Genomic DNA, 19,061 nt, shown 5'->3' on the forward strand with positions numbered 1-19,061 from the left:
TCCAATGAGGAAACTTTAAGATAATAAGCTGATTCATCTTATTTAATGGCATATTTAGCGACATACATCCATTTTTAATCTCATCAAATAAAAAGAGGGCTCATTAGAGAAAAAGCTCTAGTTCGCCCACTTCGCTTTATGCTTTAATATTAAAAATCTGAAATGCATTTTCCGTTGTCTGCCTTTCCACTTCCTCTAAGGGGATACCTCGCAGTTCGGCAATTTGTTCTGCAACAAGTTTTACATAAGCAGGTTCATTCCGCTTCCCACGCTTTGGATGCGGCGCGAGGTATGGTGCATCGGTTTCAATCAGTAAACGCTCTAACGGAACTTCTTTGGCCACCTCTTTTGGAAGGGGGGCATTTTTGAATGTCACCGGCCCACCGAGAGATATATAAAAATTCATATCGAGAACTCGCTGGACATATTTTACCGAGTCATTGTAACAATGCATAATCCCGCCAACCATATGCGCTTCCTCTTCTTCGAGAATTTGGATAATATCTTCTGTAGCCTCCCGATTATGGATAATAATCGGCATATCCAGTTTCTTTGCAAGCCGGATTTGTTTACGGAATACATTAGCTTGTACATCTTTCGGAGATTTATCCCAGTGGTAGTCCAATCCCATTTCTCCAATGGCGACAACTTTGGGATGCTCGGATAATTCTTCTATCCAGGCCAGTTCTTTATCTGTCATATCAATCGCATCAACGGGATGCCAACCGACTGCAGCATAAATCGTTTCGTACCTTTCTGCAATTTCTATCGCAAGTGGGATTGTTTCGTGGTCAAAACCTACAACAACCATGTATTTAACACCTGTGTCAAACGCACGCTGAATCGTCTCTTCCCTATCTTCTTTAAATTGCCAAGCATTTAAATGTACATGTGTATCAAATAACAACTTCCCTACCTCCTATCTTTAAAAAGAAAACCCTGCTGAACGTAGCAGGGTATATAACAATTATGAAATCAGTGAACCATTTGGTACTCCTAGCGGTGCTTCAATCACCGTCAGCTTGCCATCGGCTTCTGCGGAGAGGATCATTCCTTGACTCACTTCTCCACGCATTTTACGCGGTTTCAGATTAGCAACAATGACCACTTTTTTGCCGACTAATTCTTCCGGGTTTGGATAATGCTCAGCAATCCCAGAAAGAATCTGACGATGTGCTTTATCTCCAGCATCAAGGCGGAATTTAAGTAATTTATCCGCACCTTCCACTTTTGAGCATTCAATAACTTCTGCAACTTTAAGCTCTACCCGATCAAACTGGTCAATTTTAATTTGTTTCTCTTTTGCAGAAATAAGTTCAGTTTCTTCCGGATTCCACTCTTCTTCCTTTGCAGATCCTCCAGCCATTTGAGCACGGATATAATCAGCTTCTTCCTCAGCATCAAGACGCGGGAAGATCGGAGTACCTTTTTTGATGACCGTTGCACCCTCTGGGAAATTGCCGAATTGTGCACGCTCCCAACTTCCTTCCGTTTCTACATCCAGGCCAAGTTGTTCAAAGATTCTCTTTGGTGCATTGGTGAGGAACGGCTGCAGCAGAGTAGCGGAAATTCGTAAGCTTTCAGCAAGATGAATCATGACACTTGCTAACTCGTCTCGCTTGTCCTCTTCTTTCGCAAGTTTCCACGGCTCTGTTTCGTCAATATATTTATTGGCACGTGAGATTAGACGCCATACATGCGACAAGGCACCACTGAACTGCATTTTCTCCATTTCTTCTTGATAATCCTCAATTACATCAGCAGCTGTTTGCTTCAGGTCTTCATCAAACTCCGTTACTACCCCCTGATAATTAGGTACGTGACCATCGAAATACTTATTAATCATAGCTACCGTACGGTTAAGCAAATTACCCAGGTCATTCGCCAAATCATAGTTGACACGTGATACAAAATCTTCCGGCGTAAATACACCATCACTTCCAAAGGCAACTTCACGCATGAGGTAGTAGCGAAGAGCATCGAGTCCATAACGCTCGACAAGCATCTCAGGATAGACAACATTTCCTTTTGATTTGGACATTTTTCCATCCTTCATTAATAACCAGCCGTGACCGAATACTTTCTTCGGTAAAGGTATATCAAGGGCCATAAGCATAATTGGCCAGTAAATCGTATGGAAGCGGACAATTTCCTTACCAACCATATGAACATCTGCAGGCCAGTATTTTTTAAACTTACTATCGTCTTCCGTACCATATCCGAGGGCTGTAATATAGTTCGCCAATGCGTCAATCCACACGTACACAACATGCTTAGGATTGCTCGGAACCGGAATACCCCAAGAAAATACCGTACGAGATACAGCCAAATCTTCCAAACCTGGTTTAATAAAATTATTAATCATTTCATTTTTTCTGGATTCCGGCTGAATGAATTCCGGATGTGTTTCATAGTATTCTAATAGTCGATCTGCATATTTACTCATTCTAAAGAAATAGGATTCTTCCTTGATAAGTTCACATGGATGGCCGCTATCCGGAGACTTACCTCCGACTACATTTCCATCCTCATCATATTCAACATCTACCAGCTGAGTTTCTGTGTAGAAGGTTTCATCAGGAATCGAATACCAGCCCTCATATTCATCAAGGTAGATATCACCCTGTTCAAGGAAGCGTTCAAAGATATCCTGCACCACTTTTTTATGCATCGGATCGGTTGTACGAATGAACTTGTCGTTACTAATATCCAACAGCTTCCAAAGCTTCTGCATTCCTTCGGCCATGTCATCAACATATTCTTTAGGAGAAACATTTAATTCCTTTGCCTTCTGTTCAATCTTCTGTCCATGTTCATCACTGCCCGTCAGATAGAACACATCGTATCCGGTCATCCGTTTATACCTAGCCATTACGTCACAAGCAATAGTGGAATAAGCATTACCGATATGTAGTTTCCCACTTGGATAATAAATTGGGGTTGTTATATAAAAGGTATTTTTTGAGTTACCCATAAGTGAACCTCCTCATTCTAGTATCATTAACTTATAAAATCTATTGTATCGATTATATAAGAATTTGCCAAATAATGTTTTAGCAAAACCGATGTATCTTCTTATATTTGACGCTTTAGGGATTTTTCAAATGCATTATAAACATTTCTTCAATAAAAGGGATAAAATGTCGTTAATTGGATATTGTGTTAATTATATAAAGTGTTGATTTAACTGTATTTAATGGCTACATCTGTATTAGATACATTATATATTCAAATATTAAATTATGTTATTATGTCGCTAATTGATTAATTCTTTATTGATAATGACTAAAAATTTATACAGATTCTTAACATTCATTATCCATTTTATATAATAATTTAACAGGCGAATTATCTGACTAGTGTATATTTTTGGAAATAAAATTGACATTATTTTCAGGTGTTGGTATTCTATTGCTTAGAAAGATTTTACTATTAGCTCTTTTGTATCATTTATTTTTATCAGTAGTTGCAGAAAAGAGAGATTAAAAAATCCACTGCAACTTATTTTGGTAAAGATAAAGATAAAAAAAGAAAAGGAAGCGTTTTCTATCAACAGTGAAACGATTCCGACATTTATTGGGGAGGATAAAATATGAAATCTACTGGCATTGTTCGCAAGGTCGATGAGCTTGGAAGGGTGGTCATCCCTATTGAGCTGAGACGTACACTGGACATCCATGAGAAAGATCCAATTGAAATCTACGTGGATGACGACAAAATTATTTTGAAAAAGTATGAATCTCGGATGAGTTGCCAAATTACTGGTGAAGTCTCAGATGATAACTTGCTTTTAGCAGGGGGTAAACTGATTCTAAGTAAGGAAGGCGCAGCAGCATTAGTTAAAGAAATCGAATCCCGTCTTGTTGCTGAATAAATATTAAAGATAAAATAGAATAAACTGGGTGAAATATCCTACCCAGTTTTATTTTTGTGTATCCCTATTCTTCAATATGGTAAGTTTGATAAACCGTCCGCTTTGGAACCCCTCGATCCTTCGCTACCTGTTTAATTGCTTCTTTACTCGAAATCCCTTCTGTTTCGATATAGTGGTCCACATGTTCCTTTACACCAAGATTAGACCACCAGTTATCTTCAGCATCTTCTGCTCCTGCTTCTGCTCCTTCCACAACAATAACAAATTCACCTTTCAGTTCATTTGTCTTAACCCAGGCCAATAAGTCATCCACCGTTCCGCGAATATATTCCTCGAAACGTTTTGTGAGCTCCCGTGCTAATGCTACTTTTCTATTCCCTAGGGTGTCTCGAATATTCTCAAGTGTATCTTTCACACGAAATGGTGATTCATAAAAAAGCAGTGTTGCAGATATTTTTTTTAAATCTGTAAGTGCTTCTATTTTTTCTTTCTTCTTACGTGGTAAAAATCCATAAAAATAAAATTCATTGGTAGACATACCAGAACCTACGAGAGCGGCGAGTGCAGCATTTGCTCCAGGCAAGACAATCACTTTGACATTTCGCTTCAACGCTTCTTCCACTAAACCAGAACCTGGGTCAGAAATAGCCGGCATACCCGCATCACTGACAACAGCAATCTTCGCCCCCTCTTCCGCTTGGCGGATTAGATCTTCTATTTTCCCTAAATTAGAATGCTCGTGATAGCTTGTTAGCGGTGTGTTTATTTCGAAATAATTAAGGAGTTTTTTCGTATTCCTCGTATCCTCTGCCGCTATAACATTTGCTGTTTTCAATGTATTTAACGCACGATATGTAATATCCTCCAAATTGCCGATTGGGGTTGGTACAAGAAATATTGCACCTTCTGCTTCATTATCAAAACTTTTTTGGATCATCATGTCAGCAAGCACTTCTTTCCATTGCTCTCGATTAATTTCTCCTTTTCCGGACGGGAGAGCTGTTTAATTTGATATTCACGCCGCATAGCCTCTTCCTTTGTTGGAAATTCCTCCATGTAAGCGACTTTAAAAGGACCCCGGCCACGCGTATATTTGGCACCTTTCCCCATTTCATGCATTTTTAATCGATGAGGCAGGTTGTTTGTATAACCTGTATAGAGTGTATCATCCTTACATTTCAATATATATACGAGATGTACTTCATCCATAAATGATACTCCTAGCTTCCTCTGTATACGTCCCGTCATCATTGTAAATGTAGAGCGGGGGGAGGATTTTTATATCGGGTTTCCCATCACGGATTCCCTCGAATAAAAGCATATTCGCTTCTTTACCTCGCTTTGGATAAACAAACTGGATACGTTTAGGCTCCAATTTGTATTTCCGGAATAAATCAATGATATCCACCAGCCTCCCTGGGCGATGAACCATTGCAACTTTACCGCCTGGGCGGACATGCAGCTTGCACGCTTTCACTACATCTTCCAGTGTACAATATACCTCATGACGTGCAATCGTCAAATAATCATTGTCATTATGCTCCGTCGACTTCGGTGAGCGGAAGTACGGGGGATTACAAGTTACAACATCAAACGTACTGTGGCCCAGCACCGGTTGCATTTCCTTCAGGTCACCAAGAAGGACTGAGATTTGATCCTCAAGCTCGTTCACTTCAATACTTCTTTCCGCCATGCTGAAAATACGTTCTTGTATCTCCACACCGGTAATTTTCGCTTGTGTACGTCTTGATAACAACAAAGGAACCACTGCATTCCCCGTACATAAATCAAGTATTGACCCACGCTTGATTGGAATATGTGCAAAATGAGAGAGCAGCACAGCATCCAGTGAAAATGCAAAACTGCTCGGGCTCTGTATTATTTTCATTGATTCATCGGCCAATAAATAGTCGAGCCGTTCATCGTCGTATAGTTTTACCATGATGGTGTCCTTTCTATTCCAATATTAAATTTTACAAAGACTGAGTGACCTTTCAGGAGAGCGCCGTAGTGTACTTCGGATTAAGTCACACATAGTCTTACGAGAATATATGAAGCTTCTGTAGACTATTAATAAACAACCTGTAATTCGGTTGATTTTCCTATACATTGAAGAAAACTGCCCTACTTTAAGAATAGGACAGTTCAAGTTTAAAGCATTATTTTCTCTTTGCAAAGAAATCCAAACAAAAAATACAATCTTCATTCTGTCGTGGACTTCCAAATTCTAAGTTACAGATATGGAATCCTTCATCATAAAGCCTTGCGAGGTTGTCACGTCCTTCTCCCGGGAGATATTCCTTCGTTTCCTCGCCACTCTCTTTCGCTTGTTTTTCTTTTTCCTGATTCGTTTGCTCCAAATGATTGCGCAAATTATGATTTTCAACTTGCAGGCGATGATTTTCTTCAAGGACACTACTTAGTTTTCCCTTCAATTCGCCAAGTCGTTCATACAACTCACCAATTTGCTTTTCCATATCGGCAACTTGGTCAAATATTTCTCTGTTATTCACGCCCACTCACCTCTTTATCACGCATTAACCGGCTGAAACCTTCCATTTTTATAACAAAATTGGAGAATGGAATGCAGCCCGCAAATTCCTGACTCGTTCGACTGACATTCAATGAGGATAGAAGCCGATTAACGTGAGTATCTATTAAAGTAAGTCCATTAGCACGTTCAGCGCCTTAAATAACCCATTGAATGCAGCGTCATCTTATTTTGTGGTCTGCGCTAAGATTCCTTCTTCAATCATTTCATCTAATGTATATTCAATCGTGCGTTCATGTTCTGTTAATTCAATTTGCACGAGTTTTTCCAATATGTTTAGTCCAACGACTTTTCCTTTTCCATGTGGAGTCTTAACGGATTCACCAAAGTCTGGCATCTCCCGTTTAGCTTCTTCATAATGGTCATTTTCATACTTTAAGCAACACATTAATCTTCCACATAATCCTGAGATTTTTGCTGGATTGAGAGAGAGATTTTGATCTTTCGCCATTTTAATGGAGACCGGCTCAAAGTCCCCTAAAAACGTTGAACAACAAAGCATTCTACCGCACGGTCCAATACCACCCAGCATTTTTGCTTCATCGCGTACACCAATTTGGCGTAACTCAATTCTTGTCTTGAACATAGCTGCAAGATCTTTAACAAGATTTCGGAAATCAATCCGACCATCTGCTGTAAAGTAAAAAATAATTTTATTTCTATCAAATGTATATTCAACATCGACTAGATTCATTTCCAAGTCATGTTCTTTCACCTTTACGGAACAAGCTTCCAATGCTTCTTTTGCTTGTCGCTTATTCTCAACGACAGTTCGTTTATCTTCTTCCGTTGCTACACGGATAACCTTCTTCAAAGGAAGTACAACATCTTCTTCATCGACCTTCTTACTGGCAATGACAACTTTCCCGAACTCAATACCACGAATTGTTTCTACGATCACATAACTATCAAGTGTGATATCTTCTTCCCCCGGGTCAAAATAATATATTTTACCCGCTTTTTTAAAGCGGACACCTATAACTTCTATCATTCTAATTTTTTCACCTCTTCATTTGCAGTACAAGCTGCTCCATTACTAATGTAGGCTGTACATTTTGCGAGAGTTTCCGTTTGGCCTGGATAATTAAATCGAGTAGTTTCGATAAATGGTTTTGCGAAAATCTCATCGAGGTCTTCTCTAGTAATGTATCATTTGGTTTGAAAACGGTCATCTTCCCCTCATTACCAATATGGTAGTAAAGAACATCACGTAAAGATAGGAGCAGCAGATCAAGCCCCCGTTCGTGATCTTTTCTCTCTTTAAAATGCGTAAGCCACTTACTATGGAGATAGAGATAGATATTCTCAGGCCTTGTGGTTAGCATTTCTATTAATTGTAACACTAGCGTTCTCGCTTCCACAAACCATTCGTCTTCAGAGAGCTGAAACGCATCATCTAAATTATTCGTAAGCGCACTCATCAGGAATGCATCCTGTTCTTTCATCCCTTCACTGATCAACTGTTTTTGGAACTGGAGAGGATTAAGTGGTTTTAAGTCTATCACCTGACAACGGGAGCGAATCGTTGGAAGAATCGACCCACTATTTTCAGTGAGCATCATCGCAGTCGTCTGTTTACTTGGTTCCTCTAAAAATTTAAGGAGGCTGTTTGCCGCGTTTACCGTCATCCTATCAGCATGTTTAATAACATAAACCTTCTGATTGGACTCCATACCTGAAAACGCGAATTCCTTTTGCAGGTGCCTCACTTGCTCTTTTGATATAGATAAACCCTCTGGCTCGATCCAATGGACGTCCGGATGGTTGCCAGATAGGATACGTTTGCAATTATTACATGTGTTGCACGGTTCTATTCCTTGCTTGTTTTCACAAAAAAGACTCATTGCCATTACAAGGGCGATCCGTTCTTTTCCCGTGCCTCGTTCACCTTGCAGGAGGTACGCATGAGAAATTCGGCCTTTTTCCAAACTGTTGGTGAGAATAGTCGTTGCAAGTGGCTGTATTTCTGCAATTTTAGACCAAGTGTTCATGAGTATCCGTCCCTTTTCGTCCAACACTAACGCTCAGGCAGCCATGAAACTTATTTGAAAAGACCTGGAAGTTCGACGCGAGAAACACGCCAAACTTCCCGTCATTCACAGTCCATCTGCTGCTAAATGAGCGTGTGCAATTTGTTGTTACGTATATATGTTAATCAGCAGACCTTTGATTTCACCGATGTGACCAAGTATGTCCACTGTCTTCTTTTCCTGATTCATAACATCTTCCGTTAATTCCAATAACTTCTCGTCGATTTTCTTTAAAATCGTAAGTTTACGGCTACTTCCATCAAAACCGATGGAATGGCCTTGTTTTAATTGATAACTGTTTGATACAGTTTCTTCTAAAAAACCTTTAATCAATCGTTTGAACTTTGTAAGCTCACGTAATGTGCGATAATGTGCAAGTTTTTCACCTTGACTTGCAATATTTTTAACCAATTCTTCAAGCTCTTGTTGTTTTACCTTTAGAGACTCAGACTGTACGAGTTTTTGGAAGGATTGGGTTTCAGCTGGTGCAGTTCTTGTTACCTTAACTTCTGTCTGAGATTTAAATTCTTGGCTGATTTTCATTCATGCTCCGCTCCTTCCAAGTTCACTTTTTCCTTTTTAAAACTGGACAAATTGTTCAATTGGCAGAATAAATACAGTTGCACCGCCAACTTCTACTTTAACTGGCTTCGGAATATAAGAGTCTGCACTGCCACCCATTGGCGAAATCGGTGCAACCATCTGTTCACGCTGCGAACAGTTATCTCTAATTACCTTTAGAGCTAAGTCTACTTGGTCATCGTTACAACCAATCATCAAGGTTGTATTTCCTTCTTTTAGAAATCCACCAGTAGATGCAAGTTTTGTTGTTTTGAAATCCTCATCACCTAGTGCATTAACAAGTCTGTTGGAATCCTTATCCTGAATAACCGCCATAATTAATTTCATTTGCCAGCTCCCCCTTGTTTTTTAAAGTAAGCTAAAATACAATCCAATGCACTTTTTTCCACAGCTGCAAGAGCTTGGTCGGCATTGATTTTTTGAATTCGGTTTGGAAATCGATCATGAAGAATGTTATAGCCTTCATAAACTCTCTGATGAAAGTCCAGTCTCTCCAAATCTAACCGGTTTCTTTCTCTATCTTTATTCGCCGCAATTCGCTCTAATCCCTTTTTTGGATCAATATCAAATAAAAGAGTTAAGTTTGGCATGATATCTTTGATGGCAAATTGATTGATTTCATAAACCTCTTCGATTCCAAGACCCCGTGCATGCCCTTGGTAAGCAAGGCTAGAGTCAATAAAACGATCGCAAAGAACGATTTTTCCTTGCTGTAATGCTGGGAGAACTTTTTCCACAAGATGTTGTCTGCGGGCTGCAGCATAAAGGAGTGCTTCCGTACGCTCCTCCATTTTCGTATTGACCGGGTCAAGAATGATGTTCCGGATTTGCTCAGCAATATCAATGCCACCTGGTTCTCTCGTTGTAAGGACCTCGTAACCCATTTCTGTCAAAGTATTGGTTAATGCTTGAAGTACGGATGTCTTTCCCGCACCCTCCACACCTTCAAATGTAATAAAATATCCACTCACGTCTGCTTCTCCTTCAGGTTGCTCATAAATATACGTATGCCTTCTTCCCGTTGCTGGATTCTCACCCCTTGCTCGATAAGCTGGTTGATTGCTGTATAGTGCTCCAGTGTAACGATTTCTCCTTTTGAAATTAGAGGAATCCCCGGTGGATACGGAATCACCGGCTCTGCTGCAATTTCACCTATTGCTTTTTCAAAAGGGATAAGCTTTTGTTTCAATCCTTCCATTTCCCGGTAAGTTAAGGCTAATTCTTGAATCGTACTGGTAAAATAGTTTACCACTTCTATTGTAGCATGATTTCCATTGTTTTTTAATGCTTCCATCACGTATTTCAGGACTTTTTTCAGACGTGCCCATTCACTGAAAGGGCCTAAACCAAAAATAAAAAGTATTTGCCTGTCTGTAGTCAGTTCCGGATAAATTCCTTGTTCCTCAAACAACCTCGCAGCCTCTTTTGCAGTATACCCATCTTTAAGCTGAATCGTTAATTTTAACGGATCGTCAGATGGAATGATGTCCCAGTGACTGACTGCCTCCCGAAATAATGCTTTTATTTTGTCGATGTCTTCTAAGATTTGTTGGATCCTCTCCTGATTCAGCATGGCGAGATAATATCTTGCAATATCTAAAGAAGCCATTAATGGATATGACGGGCTGCTCGATTGCAGCATCTGCAATCGATATGCCAGACTTTCCTTTGTGATCAGCTTCGATTTTATATGTAGATAAGAAGCCATCGTCATTGCCGGAGCCGTCTTATGAGCCGAATGGACGACGACATCCGCGCCAAGCTCGAGGGCAGACTTTGGAAATGGTTCCCCTAAAGCGAAATGCACTCCATGGGCCTCATCTACAAGAACGGGAATATTCCGGTCATGAGCGAGCTCAATCATCGTTTTGATATCATAAGTACGACCAAAATAGTCGGGATAAGTAAGGATGACAGCTTTAGCATCCGGATGTTCATCTAGTGCTTTTTCAAGTGTATTAATCGCTGGACTGGTGAATCTCTCCACTTTGGCATCATACTCCGGTGCAAGAAAGACCGGTCTCACACCAGCAAGTTCCAGCCCATTCAAAATCGACTTATGACTATTTCGCTGAACAATCACTTTATCATTTTGCTTACACGCAGCAAGAATCATCGCTAAATTTCCTACCGTGCTGCCATTGATAAGGAAGAAGGTATGATCAGATTGGAAAAACGCACTCGCCAATTTTTCTGCTTCAGCAATTGCTCCATGGGGAGCGTGAAGGTCGTCTAAGCCCGGTAGTTCGGTCATATCCAGTTTTAAAATATGTTCATAATATGACTTCGCCTGCTCCGGAAAGATAACCCCACTTTTATGGCCAGGAACGTGAAATGATATGGATTTGGTAGTGGAAAATTCTTCTAGCATTTGTAAAATCGGGATGTTTTTCTGGTTCATTGGAGACTCCTCCGTGATTTTTGGTTATATTCTTTAGTTTATCATAGAGTGAGCAGGGCTGGGGGTGCGAGGAACTGGCTTGATACAGCGGATATTTGTGAATTTGAGCATTATTATCTTGGACTTGAGCATCTTTACTGCCAACTTGAGCATTTTTAATGGGTATTTGAGCATTTATCTGGTAGATTTGAGCATTTACCTATACATCTAATAGATGATAAGGTTCGAGCTTATATTCTAGTCCGCTTTTTATCCCATAGCTTTCTAACTTCTCCTTTTGTAATAATTGCTTAACAATATGTCTAGACTCCAACTGCAAAAACTCCCTCGCTTCTCGATTTTTTATATATTCATTAACTAATAGTCCGTATTCCGCCAATGCACGTCTATGAGCTTTTTTCGAGGCTGCTCTACAATAATAACAAAGCCATTTTCCTCCTTTACGTATCATTGGTGCTTGCAAGCATTCTGGACAGATAACTCCTTTTATTAATTCCCCATAAGAAATTTTGTATTTGGCCAGAAGATCTTCTTTTTTCTCGGAGTGTGCAGCAAGTAACCGATTGGAAATCTCCATCAATTGGTCTCCTGATAGTCTTGCTACCGGGTACATCTTTTCAAATTCCTCAATTTTATCAAGCAGCTTATCCTTATGCATAACCATTTTGGGCAATTCATTATTATTGGTATGATTTTTAAGGATGGTATTCGAGTTACTATAGACTACAATTTTTTCAATTGGAAGGGAGGGGAAATCGTACTGCCTTAGCCAGCGGAGTAGTCGGAGGTGTTGCAGTTTCACTTGAAATACCGGATTGGTAAATGCTTGTTCTTTATCAACTTCTTTTCGTATTACCTGTCCCATTTCATCAAATATGACATGGTCACGAATATTTTTTACTTCTATGATCAGTAAGTATTGTGCAGACAATAGTAGAATATCAATTTGGAAATAACTCTGATTATCCTTGATGCGTAGATATTGGAAGATAAGATATTTTTCTGGAGGAAGGAAGTTCAGCATATACTGAAGGTCTTGTTCTCCGTTATATCCGGCGCGTATGTTTCTTGCTCTTGAATCAATGATTTCTTTTTGAGGATGATTTTGAGGAACCCTTTCGTTTAAAGCTTCATGCTGCAGCAATTCGATCGGAGGTTTAAGAGGTTTAATAATCAACGATACACTACCTTTCATATGTATTTTCTCGTTGCTTTATATTCGGCAAAAGGGAGAAAAATCCTGCATGAAGGGCGAGTTTAATTTCTACGACAATAACCTACATTACAAAAACAAATAAAAAAGCCTTTGCTTTATACAAAGACTCTAGGAAAATAGTTGCTGTTGATTTACACTTTTTAATTTCTGTACATAGTAGCGGTATTTTTCTTCACGTGGTTCAGTATGGATGATATTATACTCACACTCTTGGCAAATAAACATTGTATAAAGATGAATACCATGTTGCTTTTCTTCTTCACATATACCACAAGTTTTAAGCGTCTTTGCTTCCATTTCCCCACCTCCATGAAAGTAGTATCTCCTAATCTTATGATTTCTATTCATGGAATGTGAATATTACTATTTTCATAATAAAAAAATGGACCGTATACGTAGGGTCCAATTTTTGATCTCATGTTGAAACGGATATATACCCTGACATTCTGGCCCATTTTTATAATATGAAAATATGGATTGCGACCAAGGATGCCACTCCGAAAAGGCCCAATATCCCGGAAACAAGTGCAGTGAAGAGGTTAATCGGGACATGAATACCAAAATTGGCTCCGAAAACGTTGACGAAAAATAATAATAATACCCCGATTACTAGTTTCACAGACCCTTGTCCGAGCAGTTTCATTGGTTTCACCGGTGCTCCAACGGTAAGCAACAAAATAATAATGGAAATCATTATGATAATTACCATGGTTGAGCTCATTCTTTAACAATCCTCCTACAACTCAAGTCTAACGAGAACAAGATTCGAACTCCATGTCCCACTTAGTCTATGTATATGTATTTACATATAAAAAAAGACTAAGGTTCAACTTAGTCTTTTAAATATCCAATGCATTAACATTTCGGCGTCGCGCTTCCCGGAGCAAATATAAATATTTGGCCTCAGCAAGTTTCTCGGCAGCTCTGCTTTCAAGGGTGCGTTCAATACTCCTTGAGCCTAATTCGCGAATTTGTTTCCACTCTTTTTCTACTACAAATATCGCATGCAGCAGCTCCGCATCCACCTGTTTTTTATTCAATTTCCTTGCCATGTTCTTCACCCGAATTCTATAATTCTCTTCTTCCCTCTAACGCTCTTGATAGTGTCACTTCATCCGCATATTCTAAGTCACCGCCAACCGGTAGTCCGTGGGCGATTCTAGTTGTGCGGATACCAGATGGTTTCACAAGTCGAGAAATATACATCGCTGTTGCTTCCCCTTCAATATTGGCATTGGTCGCAAGGATGATTTCTTTTACTTCTTCATCCTTCAGGCGATTAAGTAAATCAGGGACATTGATATCTTCTGGGCCAATTCCATCCATCGGTGAAATCGCACCATGAAGAACATGGTATTTACCATTAAATTCTTTCATTTTTTCCATAGCGATAACGTCTTTCGGATCCTCGACTACACAAATAATCGATTCATCCCGATGCGGATCGGAACAAACTGCACAAACTTCCTTATCCGTAATGTGGCCACAGATCGAGCAATGAGTAAGCTCTCTCTTCGCATTGACCAACGCGTTTGCAAAGTTCAAGACATCATCGTCCTTCATATTCAAAACGTAAAAGGCCAGACGAACAGCGGTTTTGGGACCGATTCCTGGCAATTTCATAAAGCTATCAATAAGCTTTGAAATCGGTTCTGGGTAATACATGAACTTTTCCTCCTAAACAATAAGGGAAAAAAGCACCTGCTAAAAACAGGTACTTTTTCAATCCATTAGAATGTGTTTAAAACATTCCTGGCATATTTAAGCCTTTAGTAAATTGTCCCATCGTTTCATTTGATTTTTCGTCAACCTGATTTAAAACATCGTTTGTTGCAGCAATGATCAAATCTTGCAGCATTTCGATATCATCTGGATCGACAACTTCTTCTTTAATCTGAACGTCTGTGATCTCTTTTTTACCGTTGGCAATCACAGTTACCATACCGCCACCAGCAGAAGCTTCAAATGTCATCTCATGAAGTTCTTCTTGTGCCTTCATCATTTTCTTTTGCATTTTTTGCATTTGTTTCATCATATTGTTCATATTTCCTCTCATGGAAATACCTCCCTCAAATTTGAAATGGTTATTTTAATAAGAGCACTTACTCTTGAATTTCCAATAGGTCATCGCCCACGAGCTTCCTTGCCTCTTCAATGAGCGGATCACTCTTTTTTTCTTTTTCGTCTTCCTTCTCAACTGGCTTATCCTGAGAATCGATGAACGATTGTCTCAAATCCAGCCAATTCGCATCTGGAAGTGGGATAATTCGCAATTGCTTACCTAAAACACTTGCGAGTACGGATTCAACAAGCTCCCGATTATCTAAGAAAAGGGAACAATGAATTTCATATTTAAACGCAACGACAAGAGACTCTGGAGATGCAGCGACCGGTTTACTATCCTGAATCGTCGCATGTGCAGGGGCATTCGTGCTTTTGAGCCGTTCTAAGAAGCTCGCCCAGTTGCCCTGAACATTTCTTAATTCCTGTTTTTCTGCTTCTCTCAGCACACCATATATCTGTTCAGTCGGAACTTTGAAACTGCTCTTTGCGCCACGGGATTGTGGACGTCTTTGTTCCCGTTGTGGTGTTGGTTGACTAGCTGCGGCTGGTGCCTGTTCCTTGAAGCGGGTAAGCTCTTTCTCCAATTGAGCCAACTTATCGGTTAAACGCATAACCTCGTCACTTGCTACTGCATTCTGACTACCAGCATTGTTAGGGCCATTTGTAATCGTAAGTATAGCAATTTCAATATATACTTTCGGACTGTTACTCCATTTGATTTCCTGTTGGCATATGTTCAGACGGGTGATTGCTTCCTGAATCCAATTGACTGTAACCTCTTCTGCCAGCCCGCGAAAAGCATCGTCTACCCGTGCACGTTCAAGCATTCCTTCTAAAGTTGGATTACTCTTAAATAGTAATAGGTCACGCAAGTAATAGATAAGGTCATATACAAAGCGCCCGGGGTCTTTTCCTTCTTGAATGATCGTATCCAACAGCTTGATCGCATGCTGGACATCACGGTCAAACATCGCCTTTGTGATTTCGGTTAAAATTCCTTGAGATACACCGCCTGTTACGGCAAGCACATCTTCTAACGTCACCTCATCACTGCTGTATGAAATGGCCTGATCCAAGATACTTAAAGCATCACGCATTCCACCTTCTGCCGTCCGCGCGATTGCATCCAGCGCTTCCTCCGTAACCTTCTGTCCATCTGTCTGAACGATTGTTTTCATACGTCCTACAATGGCTTCATTGGATATCGGCTTAAAGTCAAATCGCTGACACCGGGAAATGATTGTCAGTGGAATTTTATGTGGTTCTGTCGTAGCTAAAATAAACACGACATGTTTTGGTGGCTCCTCTAATGTTTTTAACAAGGCGTTAAACGCATTAACAGAGATCATGTGGACCTCATCGATAATATAGACTTTATAAGGAACAACGCTCGGTGCATATTTTACTTTATCACGGATTTCACGAATATCATCGACACTCGTGTTCGAAGCTGCGTCAATCTCAATAATATCCGAAATGGAACCATCCTGGATTCCTAGGCAGGCAGCACATTCATTACATGGCTCTTCCACCGGATTTCTTTCACAGTTGATGGTTTTTGCAAAGATCTTCGCCGCACTCGTTTTCCCTGTTCCACGTGGACCAGTGAATAAATAAGCATGCGAAAATTTCTCATGCAAAATCGCATTCTTCAATGTCCTTGTAATATGTTGTTGTCCAACGACGTCCTCGAAGGTTCTTGGACGCCAAACACGATATAAAGCTTGATAGCTCATGATATAGATTCTCCTCTACAGTCTATTTCTAATTATACCCGATATGAGGGGTGAATGTGAACCGATGAAGGTAAACATTTGCGAAAATGTAATTTGGAAATATTGTTACAGACTATTTATTTACCGCTGCGTTTGATGTAGACTGAACTTATAGAAATAATTGAAAAATATGGGATTTTAAGTGCTGGGATTTTTTTTTGGTTACATCTTGGAAAACATTTACTTATAGGAGGGTTTAACATGGCTAAAGGATTAAAAATCATGTTTTACTGGTCATTTGTTTTCCCTATTTTAGTTACCTTTTTCAGAATCTCCTTCGACGTATTGTTAGGTAACGAAATCGTATGGATGTCACATATCGCCTTTTTCTTAGCAACTATTTTTGCCGGGTTGATATTTGGCGGGCCATTAAATTTCCTTATTTTTAAGTATTACGCTAAAAAAAGAGTAAGTTAGGAGGATAACGGTGGAAGTGATATTTATGTTTGCAGCGGCAATTGTTGTGGTCTTCGTTGCTGTGATTGGAATCATTGGCGGTTTATCACAAAGATTTACAAAACCCACAGCCGAACTAAAAGAGCGAGTCACCTTATTAGAGACAAGATTACAGGAGTTGGAGGAAAAAATAAACGATAATAACCAACTATAATTATATTTACGGAAGAATTATTAATGCACTTCGATTATGTAAGCGATTAAGAGGTGGGAATCATGTATTCTTTATTAACAATAAATCAATTTCAAATAGGTGACTTCATCGTACAATTATTATTCATTTTTATCCTGTTGACATTGATTGTGAGCATCGTTTCTATTATAAGAAAATCGAGAAGGAACAACGAGAGATTGAAGCGTATAGAAGAAAAAGTAGAAGAGTTATTATCAAAAAAAGATACATAAGTGAGAAGGGGGAAATTGTTTGAGGGTATTCGACGCCCATTTTCATATTATTGATTACCGCTATCCAATCTATGAAAATCAGGGATATTTACCACCAAATTATGTCGTAGAAAACTATCGAGAAATAACAAAAGACTTGCATATACTTGGTGGAGCAGTGGTATCTGGTTCCTTCCAAGGTTTTGATCAGAGTTATTTGATCGACGCTCTAAATAAACTGGGACCATCATTTTGCGGCGTAACACAATTGCCGTTTACGGTTTCAGATGAGGAAATCATTAAGCTCAATCAAGCAGGTGTAAAAGCACTACGTTTTAACATTAGACGTGGGGGATCAGAAGATTTATCAAACCTTGATTACTTAGCAAGAAGAGTATATGACTTAGTGGGCTGGCATAGCGAACTATATATCGATGCCAAGGATTTACCTGATATAACTGCAACCATTGAAAGCTTGCCCGCTATATCGATAGACCATTTGGGATTATCCGAGGAAGGTCTACCACATCTACTGAGATTGGCGGATCAAGGGGTTCGAGTAAAAGCTACCGGGTTCGGCCGTGTCGAGCTCAACGTAACCAGTACTTTAAAATCGATCTATGATGTAAATCCAGATGCACTGATGTTTGGTACAGATTTGCCTTCCACGAGAGCAAAGAGGCCTTTTGAGTATGCAGATATTGAAATGATTATGGAGTTGTTTGATAAAATAGCAATAGATAAAATAATGTATTTCAACGCATGGAATTGGTACTTTGGATAAGAAAATAGCCAGTATACATCTATTAATGTCCTAATTATTCGGGGGAAAAAATGCAAATTACAATAAACGCCTATGAAAGTGAAGATAAAGAACAATTGAAGCATTTATTTCAAGTTAATTTTGAAGATGAAAACTTGCTTACAATAGTGTATGGAGATAGAAAGCTTTTTGCATATTCTGCCCTCCTAAATCATAAGCTAGTCGGAATTTTATTCGCTTGGAAGAACACCATTCATCCAAATTGCATTTACTTTCGTATTTTAGTAAATCCACTCTATCATTCCTTACCAATTGCCGAATTGCTTTTAGAAAAACTAGAGACTCTTACATTAGTAAATTTACCATTGCAAACATCACTCTGGGAAACTTCAGATTCCCTATTAAGAATATACAGAGAGAATGGATTTTCTATAATCAGAAAAACTTACACACCGACTTTAACTCTTACAAAAGATATAGATCTTACTGAATGCAAACAAATAAATTATAAAAAGATAAATCTTGAAGAGGCATCAGCAAACAACTTATTGATGAAAAAACTTACGTCCCTTGTAAGAAGGAATTATGAACAGTCACATCTGGTAAATCCTGTAGCAAGATTAGATTATGAGCAATGGCAGGAGTTTATTTTAGCTGATGATGTATTAAAGAAACACAGTTATATGTTTTTGGACCATAGTGAAATATTAGCCTATTCATTCCTTCACAAGTCTGATTTGAAAGGCAATCTTGAATTAGGGTGGTGTGGAGCAAATAATGTGGAACATTCATATCTAATTCCTCAATTAGTTATACATCAGGCACGGGATGCGATAAAACTAGATTACCAAACATTTTCTGGAGAATTCGATACAACAGACAAATATGCTTTAGAAACGTTGAACCATTTTCCGTTCGCTCCAGCTCCTACCTTGGTTACATTGCAAAAAAAGTAATACCCATTC

Annotated in this window: 24 protein-coding genes and 1 pseudogene; 6 read left to right on the forward strand and 19 right to left on the reverse strand. The window is 39.3% G+C overall.

Annotated elements, in window-relative coordinates:
* Positions 1-136: 136 nt before the first annotated feature.
* Entirely contained in the window at positions 137-907 is a 771-nt protein-coding gene (locus M3210_RS07235; protein WP_251512823.1) for a TatD family hydrolase, read from the reverse strand.
* Positions 908-967: 60 nt separating this feature from the next.
* On the reverse strand, positions 968-2,974 hold the full coding sequence (gene metG, locus M3210_RS07240) for a methionine--tRNA ligase (RefSeq protein ID WP_251512825.1): 2,007 nt from the start codon (positions 2,972-2,974) through the stop codon (positions 968-970).
* A gap of 618 nt (positions 2,975-3,592) precedes the next feature.
* On the opposite strand from metG, the gene abrB reads away from it, so the two are divergent.
* Positions 3,593-3,874: a transition state genes transcriptional regulator AbrB gene (abrB, locus tag M3210_RS07245; protein WP_251512827.1), complete on the forward strand. Its 282-nt coding sequence runs from the start codon at positions 3,593-3,595 to the stop codon at positions 3,872-3,874.
* Positions 3,875-3,938: 64 nt separating this feature from the next.
* On the opposite strand, the gene rsmI is transcribed toward abrB, so the two are convergent.
* The 17 genes and pseudogenes from rsmI to dnaX form a co-directional block, all read right to left on the reverse strand.
* Positions 3,939-4,814 carry a 16S rRNA (cytidine(1402)-2'-O)-methyltransferase gene (rsmI, locus tag M3210_RS07250; protein ID WP_251512829.1) on the reverse strand — a complete coding sequence of 292 codons (876 nt, stop codon included), beginning with the start codon at positions 4,812-4,814 and terminating at the stop codon, positions 3,939-3,941.
* Positions 4,811-5,083 carry a GIY-YIG nuclease family protein gene (locus M3210_RS07255; RefSeq protein WP_251512831.1) on the reverse strand — a complete coding sequence of 91 codons (273 nt, stop codon included), beginning with the start codon at positions 5,081-5,083 and terminating at the stop codon, positions 4,811-4,813. The genes rsmI and M3210_RS07255 overlap by 4 nt, the downstream gene beginning before the upstream one ends.
* The gene (locus M3210_RS07260) at positions 5,076-5,816 is read right to left on the reverse strand and encodes a tRNA1(Val) (adenine(37)-N6)-methyltransferase (protein WP_251512833.1); all 741 of its coding nucleotides are present in this window, start codon (positions 5,814-5,816) and stop codon (positions 5,076-5,078) included. The genes M3210_RS07255 and M3210_RS07260 overlap by 8 nt, the downstream gene beginning before the upstream one ends.
* A 217-nt stretch (positions 5,817-6,033) precedes the next feature.
* Positions 6,034-6,387, reverse strand: a complete 354-nt coding sequence (gene yabA / locus M3210_RS07265) for a DNA replication initiation control protein YabA (protein WP_251512835.1) — start codon at positions 6,385-6,387, stop codon at positions 6,034-6,036.
* A 204-nt stretch (positions 6,388-6,591) separates the two neighbouring features.
* Positions 6,592-7,416, reverse strand: coding sequence for a PSP1 domain-containing protein (locus M3210_RS07270; RefSeq protein WP_251512837.1), 825 nt, complete (start codon positions 7,414-7,416; stop codon positions 6,592-6,594).
* Between the two features lie 10 nt (positions 7,417-7,426).
* Entirely contained in the window at positions 7,427-8,416 is a 990-nt protein-coding gene (gene holB, locus M3210_RS07275) for a DNA polymerase III subunit delta' (RefSeq protein ID WP_251512839.1), read from the reverse strand.
* 147 nt (positions 8,417-8,563) lie between these two features.
* On the reverse strand, positions 8,564-8,998 hold the full coding sequence (locus M3210_RS07280) for a YaaR family protein (RefSeq protein ID WP_251512841.1): 435 nt from the start codon (positions 8,996-8,998) through the stop codon (positions 8,564-8,566).
* A gap of 36 nt (positions 8,999-9,034) precedes the next feature.
* Positions 9,035-9,364: a cyclic di-AMP receptor DarA gene (darA, locus tag M3210_RS07285; protein ID WP_251512843.1), complete on the reverse strand. Its 330-nt coding sequence runs from the start codon at positions 9,362-9,364 to the stop codon at positions 9,035-9,037.
* Positions 9,333-10,008 (reverse strand): annotated as a pseudogene (gene tmk, locus M3210_RS07290) (dTMP kinase). Before tmk ends, darA begins: the two are co-directional and overlap by 32 nt.
* On the reverse strand, positions 10,005-11,438 hold the full coding sequence (locus M3210_RS07295) for an aminotransferase class I/II-fold pyridoxal phosphate-dependent enzyme (protein WP_251512848.1): 1,434 nt from the start codon (positions 11,436-11,438) through the stop codon (positions 10,005-10,007). The pseudogene tmk and the gene M3210_RS07295 overlap by 4 nt, the downstream one beginning before the upstream one ends.
* Before the next feature lie 199 nt (positions 11,439-11,637).
* Positions 11,638-12,633, reverse strand: coding sequence for a nuclease-related domain-containing protein (locus M3210_RS07300; RefSeq protein WP_251512851.1), 996 nt, complete (start codon positions 12,631-12,633; stop codon positions 11,638-11,640).
* Between the two features lie 129 nt (positions 12,634-12,762).
* Positions 12,763-12,951 (reverse strand): sigma factor G inhibitor Gin, encoded by a 189-nt coding sequence (locus M3210_RS07305; protein ID WP_251512853.1) that lies wholly within the window; start codon positions 12,949-12,951, stop codon positions 12,763-12,765.
* Positions 12,952-13,111: 160 nt separating this feature from the next.
* Positions 13,112-13,375, reverse strand: a complete 264-nt coding sequence (locus tag M3210_RS07310; protein ID WP_251512855.1) for a pro-sigmaK processing inhibitor BofA family protein — start codon at positions 13,373-13,375, stop codon at positions 13,112-13,114.
* Positions 13,376-13,493: 118 nt separating this feature from the next.
* On the reverse strand, positions 13,494-13,706 hold the full coding sequence (locus M3210_RS07315) for a YaaL family protein (RefSeq protein WP_251512857.1): 213 nt from the start codon (positions 13,704-13,706) through the stop codon (positions 13,494-13,496).
* A gap of 16 nt (positions 13,707-13,722) precedes the next feature.
* Positions 13,723-14,319: a recombination mediator RecR gene (gene recR / locus M3210_RS07320; protein WP_251512858.1), complete on the reverse strand. Its 597-nt coding sequence runs from the start codon at positions 14,317-14,319 to the stop codon at positions 13,723-13,725.
* 76 nt (positions 14,320-14,395) lie between these two features.
* Positions 14,396-14,710 carry a YbaB/EbfC family nucleoid-associated protein gene (locus tag M3210_RS07325; RefSeq protein ID WP_251512859.1) on the reverse strand — a complete coding sequence of 105 codons (315 nt, stop codon included), beginning with the start codon at positions 14,708-14,710 and terminating at the stop codon, positions 14,396-14,398.
* Positions 14,711-14,756: 46 nt separating this feature from the next.
* Complete coding sequence (dnaX, locus tag M3210_RS07330) at positions 14,757-16,454, reverse strand: DNA polymerase III subunit gamma/tau (RefSeq protein ID WP_251512860.1); 1,698 nt, start codon at positions 16,452-16,454, stop codon at positions 14,757-14,759.
* A gap of 240 nt (positions 16,455-16,694) precedes the next feature.
* Between dnaX and M3210_RS07335 the strand changes: the two genes are divergently transcribed.
* The 5 genes from M3210_RS07335 (at position 16,695) to M3210_RS07355 (ending at position 19,052) form a co-directional block, all read left to right on the forward strand.
* On the forward strand, positions 16,695-16,910 hold the full coding sequence (locus M3210_RS07335) for a hypothetical protein (protein ID WP_251512861.1): 216 nt from the start codon (positions 16,695-16,697) through the stop codon (positions 16,908-16,910).
* A 10-nt stretch (positions 16,911-16,920) separates the two neighbouring features.
* Complete coding sequence (locus M3210_RS07340; protein WP_251512862.1) at positions 16,921-17,103, forward strand: hypothetical protein; 183 nt, start codon at positions 16,921-16,923, stop codon at positions 17,101-17,103.
* Between the two features lie 62 nt (positions 17,104-17,165).
* Positions 17,166-17,354 carry a hypothetical protein gene (locus M3210_RS07345; RefSeq protein WP_251512863.1) on the forward strand — a complete coding sequence of 63 codons (189 nt, stop codon included), beginning with the start codon at positions 17,166-17,168 and terminating at the stop codon, positions 17,352-17,354.
* Between the two features lie 19 nt (positions 17,355-17,373).
* A complete protein-coding gene (locus M3210_RS07350) occupies positions 17,374-18,117 on the forward strand; it encodes an amidohydrolase family protein (protein ID WP_251512864.1) in 744 nt (247 codons plus the stop codon).
* Positions 18,118-18,167: 50 nt separating this feature from the next.
* Positions 18,168-19,052, forward strand: a complete 885-nt coding sequence (locus tag M3210_RS07355) for a hypothetical protein (RefSeq protein WP_251512865.1) — start codon at positions 18,168-18,170, stop codon at positions 19,050-19,052.
* Positions 19,053-19,061 lie beyond the last annotated feature (9 nt).

This window comes from Oceanobacillus luteolus (assembly GCF_023715655.1).
Taxonomy (GTDB): domain Bacteria; phylum Bacillota; class Bacilli; order Bacillales; family Amphibacillaceae; genus Oceanobacillus; species Oceanobacillus luteolus.